This window comes from Streptomyces altiplanensis (genome assembly GCF_053591575.1).
Map to the genome: position 1 here is coordinate 85,401 of NZ_JBSFUB010000020.1, position 6,339 is coordinate 91,739.

Below are 6,339 nucleotides of genomic sequence, written 5' to 3' on the forward strand. Positions count from 1 at the left end.
ATCAAGCGTCCCAGAGCGCTCCCAGGGCCAGCAGTTCCCCCCTGTACTCGATGCGCTCCGCCCACCGCGCGGGCCACGCCTCCGCCCCCAGGTGCGCCCCGGCGAAGGCTCCCGCCAGGCAGGCGATCGAGTCGGAGTCGCCCTGTGTGCACGCCGCCCGCCGCAGCGCGGTGACCGGCTCCCCGGGGAAGAGCAGGAAGCACAGCAGCGCGGTCGCCAGCGCCTCCTCCGCGATCCACCCGTCCCCCGTCGCCAGGCACGGGTCGGTCTCCGGCGACGGCGTGCGCAGCGCCGCGGCCAGTCGTTCCAGTACGGCCAGGCACTCGTCCCAGCCCCGCGCCATGAAGTCCTCGGGCGACGCGTCGTGGGCGTGCGTCCACAGGTCGCCGAGCCAGCGCTCGTGGTAGCGGGTGCGGTTCTCGTACGCGTACGAACGGAGCTGCCCCACCAGTCCCGTCGGCTCCGTGCCCTGCGCCAGCAGGTACACCGCCCGGGCCGTCAGGTCGCTCGCCGCCAGCGCCGTGGGATGCCCGTGCGTGAGCGCGGACTGCAACTGCGCGGCTCCGGCGCGCTGTTCCTCGCTCAGCCCCGGTACGAGACCGACGGGGGCGACCCGCATGTTGGCCCCGCACCCTTTGGAGCCCAGCTGACTGGCCTGCTGCCACGGCCGGTCGCTGTCGAGCAGCCGGCAGGCGACGAGGCAGGTGTTGCCGGGGGCCCGGTTGTTCTCCGGGGAGTGGTACCAGTCGACGAATTCCTCGCGCACCGGCCGCGCCAGTCCCGGCGGCCCGAGCACCCCGCGGTCCATCGCGGTCCGTATCCCCCGCCCGAGCGCGAGCGTCATCTGGGTGTCGTCCGTGACGATCGCGGGCTTCGGCAGTTCCATCTCCCGCCACGGCCCGCACTTCGTGAGAATCGCCGGTACGTCGCTGAACTCGGTGGGGAAGCCGAGGGCGTCCCCGAGCGCGAGCCCGACGAGGGCCCCGGTGGCTGCCTGCTTCATACGGACCGTTCTCCTTCGGATCGACGTTCGGGGCGCAGAAGTGCCGGATGCAGGGTGGTGGCGTTCCCCGCCCGGTAGAGCGCGGCGGGCTTGCCGCGTCCTCCGGTACGCCGGGGCGCCCCCTCCACCGGCTCCACGAAGCCGGGCGAGGCGAGTACCTTGCGCCGGAAGTTGGGCCGGTCCAGTTCGACGTCCCAGACCGTCTCGTACACCTGCTGGAGCTCGCCCAGCGTGAACTCGGGCGGGCAGAAGGCCGTGGCCAGGCAGGTGTACTCGAGCTTGGCGCGGATGCGCTCGCGCGCGTCCGCGATGATCCGCGCGTGGTCGAAGGCCGGCTCCGGCAGAGCGCCCACGGGCGTCCACTGCGCGTGCGCGGCGTCGCCGCCGCCGCGCGGCTCCGGCAGCTCCGGCACGAGGGCGGTGTACGCGACGGAGACGACGCGCATGCGCGGGTCGCGGTCGGGATCGCTGTACGTACGCAGCTGCTCCAGGTGGAGCGCGGCGGCGGACTCCTGCGACAGACCGGTCTCCTCCGCCAGTTCCCGGCGGGCGGCGGCCTCGGCGGACTCCCGGGGCAGTACGAAGCCGCCGGGCAGCGCCCACGCCCCGGCGTACGGGTCCTGGCCGCGCCGGATCAGCAGGACGTGCAGCCGGCTCTCGCGGACGGTGAAGACGGCGAGGTCGACGGTCACGGCGAACGGCTCGAAGGCGTGCGGGTCGTACGGCGGCCGGCTTGCGTCGCTCATCGTTTCTCCGGCAGTGGGTCGGTGAAGCCCCAGTCTTCGGCGAGCAGCGCGTCGACGGCGGCCACAGCGGCCGCGAGCCGCCGCTCGTGCGGTCCGACAAGAGTGACGAAGGGGCGCCCGGTACGGACGAGTTCCTCGCGGAAGCGTCCCGTCATCCAGGGCCGCAGGTGTTCGCCGTCGCGCAGGCCGTCGTCCTCGAAGGGCACGTCCGTGTGGTCGGTGAGCAGCCACAGGTGCTGCCCGCCGCGGGCGGCGATGCGGGCGACGTCGGGGCTGGGGGCGCCGAGGTAGCGCTCGTGCCACACCGTGGTGGCGAAGGCGTCGGTGTCGCAGAACAGCACGGGAGAGCCCGCGCCGGCCGCCTCGTCCTCGGTTTCGCACTGCCGCCGCGCGATCAGCGGGAACTCCTCCGTGCCGAAGACGACGTCCGTCCAGTCGGCTTCAGGACGTTCCGCGCGCAGGGCGGCCAGCTTCTGTTCGCTGTGCTCCCTGCCGTACTCGGGAACGCACCGTGTCCGTTCCCAGACGCCGCCGCGGGCCCGGTAGTGCGCCGTGAGCGCCCGTGCCATGGTCGTGGTCCCCGTCGACTCGGCCCCCAGGACGACGACGCGCCGGGCGAGGGCGGCCCGTACGGGCGCCTCCAGGAAGTCCCAGTGGCGGACGGGGTCCGCGCGTACGGCCGTTCCCGAGACCGGAAAGGCCGTGCGGTCCGGGTCGACGCACACCGCCTCCGCGCCGAAGCGCCGGCCCAGCTCCTCGCCGTACGCCTCCGAGGTGAAGACGGCGTCGACGGCCTCGGGAACGGCGGCCAGGAAGACCGCCATGTGCGCGTCCCACACGGCGGGGTCGGTGATGTCGACCGGGATGTCGTCCAGGGCGCCGACGACAACGGCGTCCGGGTGTACGGCTTTCATCCATGCCACCCTCTCGTCGAGCGGTACGGACTCGACGGAAGACGCGCACACGAGAACGGTGAGCCGTTCGCAGCGTTCCCGCGCGGTGCGCACGAGGTGGTGGTGTCCCGCGTGCGGCGGATAGAACTTCCCGAGCACGAGGCCGTGCTTGTAGTCCGTCATACGGCGGCCTCGGCGAACGGCTCTTCCCGGGAAGCGGCGCCGCGCCGCCAGTTGAGCAGCCCGAGCACGCACAGGGCCATGAAACCGACGTACAGCAGTGAGGTCAGGTACAGCTCCTTGTAGGCGTACAGCGGGACGTACACGACGTCCGCCGCGATCCACAGCCACCACGATTCGAGGCGCTTCCGGCACTGCCCGTACGTCGCCATCAGGGACAGCGCGGTCGTCAGGGCGTCCCAGAAGGGAACGGTCGAATCGGTGGCGCGGTCGAGGAGCAGCGTGAGGAACAGGGTCCCCGCCGCCCCCGCCGCCAGCAGCCAGGTCCACTCGGTACGGCTGGTGCGCCGTACCGGGAGGGACGAGGAGCCTGGTCCACCCCCGTGGGTCCAGGTCCACCAGCCGTAGGCGGCGAGGGCGATGAAGACGACCTGCAGGCCGGCGTCGGCGTACAGGCCCGCCTGGGTGAAGAGGAGGACGAAGAAGATGTTGTTGGCGATGCCGATCGGCCAGTTGGCGATGTGCTGCCGGGCGACGAGCCAGACGCAGAGCGCTCCACTGCCGAACCCGAGTACCTCTGTCCAGCTCACCGGGGTGTCCAGGACGGTCACCAGAGGTCGCTGGAGCGGTTCGAGCATGTCCGCGAGACTCACGCCCGCCTCCTTTATAGTCATCGTGACTATAAAGGCTTGAGGGCCCGCACCACAAGCGGCAAAAGGCCCCGGCCGGTTCCTGTACGTACAGGAACCGGCCGGGGCCTCGAAGCGGAGAGGGCGTCGGTTACAGACCGACTTCCTTCATCAGCATGCCGACCTCGGTGTTGGTGAGGCGGCGCAGCCAGCCGGACTTCTGGTCGCCCAGCGGGATCGGCCCGAAGGAGGTCCGCACGAGCCGCTCGACCGGGAAGCCGGCCTCGGCCAGCATGCGGCGCACGATGTGCTTGCGGCCCTCGTGGAGGGTCACCTCGACCAGGTAGTTCTTGCCGGTGTTCTCGACGACGCGGAAGTGGTCGGCGCGGGCGTACCCGTCCTCCAGCGCGATGCCGTCCTTGAGGCGCTTGCCCAGGTCGCGCGGGAGCGGACCCTGGATGGCGGCGAGGTAGGTCTTCTTCACGCCGTACTTGGGGTGGGTGAGACGGTGGGCCAGCTCGCCGTGGTTGGTGAGCAGGATGATGCCCTCGGTCTCGGTGTCCAGCCGGCCCACGTGGAAGAGACGCGTCTCACGGTTGTTCACGTAGTCGTTGAGGTTCTGACGCCCGTCCGGGTCGCCCATGGTGGCGACGACTCCGGCCGGCTTGTTGAGCGCGAAGAAGAGGTGCGACTGGGTGGCGACCGTCAGGCCGTCGACCTTGACCTCGTCCTTGTGGACGTCGACCCGGCGGCCCTGCTCGGTGACGACCTCGCCGTTGACCTCGACGCGGGCCTGCTCGATGAGCTCCTCGCAGGCACGCCGCGAACCCATGCCGGCGCGGGCGAGGACCTTCTGCAGGCGCTCGCCCTCCTGCTCGGCTCCCGGGAACGTCTTGGGCGTCTTCACCTGGGGCTTGCTGTGCCGCTCGCGGACGCGCTCCTCGAGCTTGGCGTCGAGCTCGCGCGGGCGGGATTCGCGCTGGCCGTGCGGGCCACGGCGCGGAGCCGCGCCCCTGCTGCTCTGCGGGGCCTTGGGGCCGCCCTTGGCGCCACCGCGCGCGGACGCGCCACGGCCACTGCCGGCGGTGCTGCCGCCACGCCCGGCACCCGCACCGCTGCCACCACGTCCGGCACCCGCAGCACTGCCACCACGTCCGGCACCCGCAGCACTGCCACCGCGTCCGGCGCCGCCACCACTGCCGCCACGGGCACCGGGGGCGTCACGGCCGACGTCGTAACGGCGCTCCTCCGGGCGGGGGCGGTCCGGGCGGTCCGGGCGGTCGCCGCGCTTCTGCCTGTCGTCGCGCCCCTTGCCCGCGCCCCGCTGATTCCGGTCGTTGCCGCTTCCGCTGTTCCTGCCGCTGCTGCTTCGCATCAAAATTCCGTCTTGTCGTCTGCGTCGGTGTCCGGGGCGTCCGGATCGAACGACGGCGCACCCTCTAGCGTCTCAGCCTCGATCGCGTCCGCCTCCGGGAGGAATGGCGCGAGCTCCGGGAGCTCGTCCAGGCCACGCAGGCCCATCCGCTCCAGAAAGTAGTTCGTCGTCCTGTACAGGATCGCACCTGTTTCGGGTTCCGTGCCCGCCTCCCCCACCAGGCCGCGCTGGAGGAGGGTGCGCATCACGCCGTCGCAGTTCACGCCGCGTACGGCCGAGACCCGTGACCGGCTCACGGGCTGCCGGTACGCGACGACCGCGAGGGTCTCCAGGGCGGCCTGGGTGAGGCGGGCCTGCCGGCCGTCCAGCAGGAAGCTCTCTACCGCCGCCGCGTACTGGGGCCGCGAGTAGAAGCGCCACCCCCCGGCGACCGGTCTGAGTTCGAATCCGCGCCCCTGTACGGCGTACTCGCCGGCCAGCTCCCGCAGGGCGTCCGCGACGGCTCCGCGGGGCCGCTCCAGGATCTTGGCGAGGTGCTCTTCGGCGGCGGGCTCGTCGGCGACCATGAGGACCGCCTCCAGGGCGGGCTTGAGGCCGAGGTCCGCGACCGCGGGGGACTCGCTCACCGTGTCTCCTCCACCACTTGATCGAATTCGTCCGTGACGACGGGCTGCGCCGTCTCCGTGCCGGTCCACCGCACCCTGAGCTCCCCCAGGGCCTCCTCCTGGTCCATGACGACGGCCTTCTCCCGGTAGAGCTCCAGCAGCGCCAGGAACCGCGCGACCACGGTGAGCGTGTCCGGGGCGTCCTCCGTGAGCGTCCGGAAATCCGCCTCCCCCATCTCCCGCAGCCGCGCGACGACCACCTCGGCCTGCTCCTGCACGGACACGAGGGGCGCGTGGATGTGATCGACGTACACCTGCGGCTCGGCCCTGGGCCGCATCGCCTTCACGGCGAGCCCGGCGAAGCCGTCGGGGCCGATGCTGATGACGACCTCGGGCAGCAGCGCGGCGTGGTGCGGTTCGAGACCGACCGTACGCGGGTACCGCCGGGACTCCGCGTCCAGCCGCTCGCTGAAGATGTCGGCGATCTTCTTGTACGCGCGGTACTGCAGCAGCCGCGCGAACAGCACGTCCCGCGACTCCAGCAGCGCGAGGTCCCCCTCGTCCTCCACCTCGGCGGCGGGCAGCAGCCGCACGGCCTTGAGGTCGAGCAGGGTGGCGGCCACGACGAGGAACTCGGTGGTCTGGTCGAGGTCGCCGTCGGGCCCCATGGCGCGGATGTGCGCCATGAACTCGTCGGTGACCTTCGAGAGGGCGACCTCGGTGATGTCGAGCCTGTGCTTCGCGATGAGCTGGAGCAGCAGGTCGAAGGGCCCCTCGAAGTTCACCAGCCGGACGGTGAACCGCCCGTCCCCCACGACCGGCCCATCGGACGGAGGCGTGCTCCCCGGGGCGCCCGCCCCCGTCTCCGGCGCGTCCGCGGCCTCCGGGGCCGCCTCCGGGGCCGCGGG

Annotated in this window: 7 protein-coding genes; all 7 read right to left on the bottom strand. The window is 72.0% G+C overall.

From position 1 onward, the window contains the following. Position 1: 1 nt before the first annotated feature. The gene (locus ACWD0Y_RS12830) at positions 2-1,003 is read right to left on the bottom strand and encodes an ADP-ribosylglycohydrolase family protein (RefSeq protein ID WP_450260377.1); all 1,002 of its coding nucleotides are present in this window, start codon (positions 1,001-1,003) and stop codon (positions 2-4) included. Continuing rightward, entirely contained in the window at positions 1,000-1,749 is a 750-nt protein-coding gene (locus tag ACWD0Y_RS12835) for an NUDIX hydrolase (protein WP_450260378.1), read from the bottom strand. The genes ACWD0Y_RS12830 and ACWD0Y_RS12835 overlap by 4 nt, the downstream gene beginning before the upstream one ends. Continuing rightward, positions 1,746-2,825: an AAA family ATPase gene (locus ACWD0Y_RS12840; protein ID WP_450260379.1), complete on the bottom strand. Its 1,080-nt coding sequence runs from the start codon at positions 2,823-2,825 to the stop codon at positions 1,746-1,748. The genes ACWD0Y_RS12835 and ACWD0Y_RS12840 overlap by 4 nt, the downstream gene beginning before the upstream one ends. Further along, positions 2,822-3,475 (bottom strand): nicotinamide riboside transporter PnuC, encoded by a 654-nt coding sequence (gene pnuC, locus ACWD0Y_RS12845; RefSeq protein ID WP_450260380.1) that lies wholly within the window; start codon positions 3,473-3,475, stop codon positions 2,822-2,824. Before pnuC ends, ACWD0Y_RS12840 begins: the two co-directional genes overlap by 4 nt. Positions 3,476-3,602: 127 nt before the next feature. Next, a complete protein-coding gene (locus tag ACWD0Y_RS12850; RefSeq protein ID WP_450260381.1) occupies positions 3,603-4,826 on the bottom strand; it encodes a pseudouridine synthase in 1,224 nt (407 codons plus the stop codon). Then, a complete protein-coding gene (scpB, locus tag ACWD0Y_RS12855; protein WP_450260382.1) occupies positions 4,826-5,452 on the bottom strand; it encodes an SMC-Scp complex subunit ScpB in 627 nt (208 codons plus the stop codon). The genes ACWD0Y_RS12850 and scpB overlap by 1 nt, the downstream gene beginning before the upstream one ends. Further along, positions 5,449-6,339: segregation and condensation protein A (locus tag ACWD0Y_RS12860; protein ID WP_450260383.1), on the bottom strand; the 891-nt coding region annotated here is incomplete at its 5' end. The genes scpB and ACWD0Y_RS12860, both read right to left, overlap by 4 nt.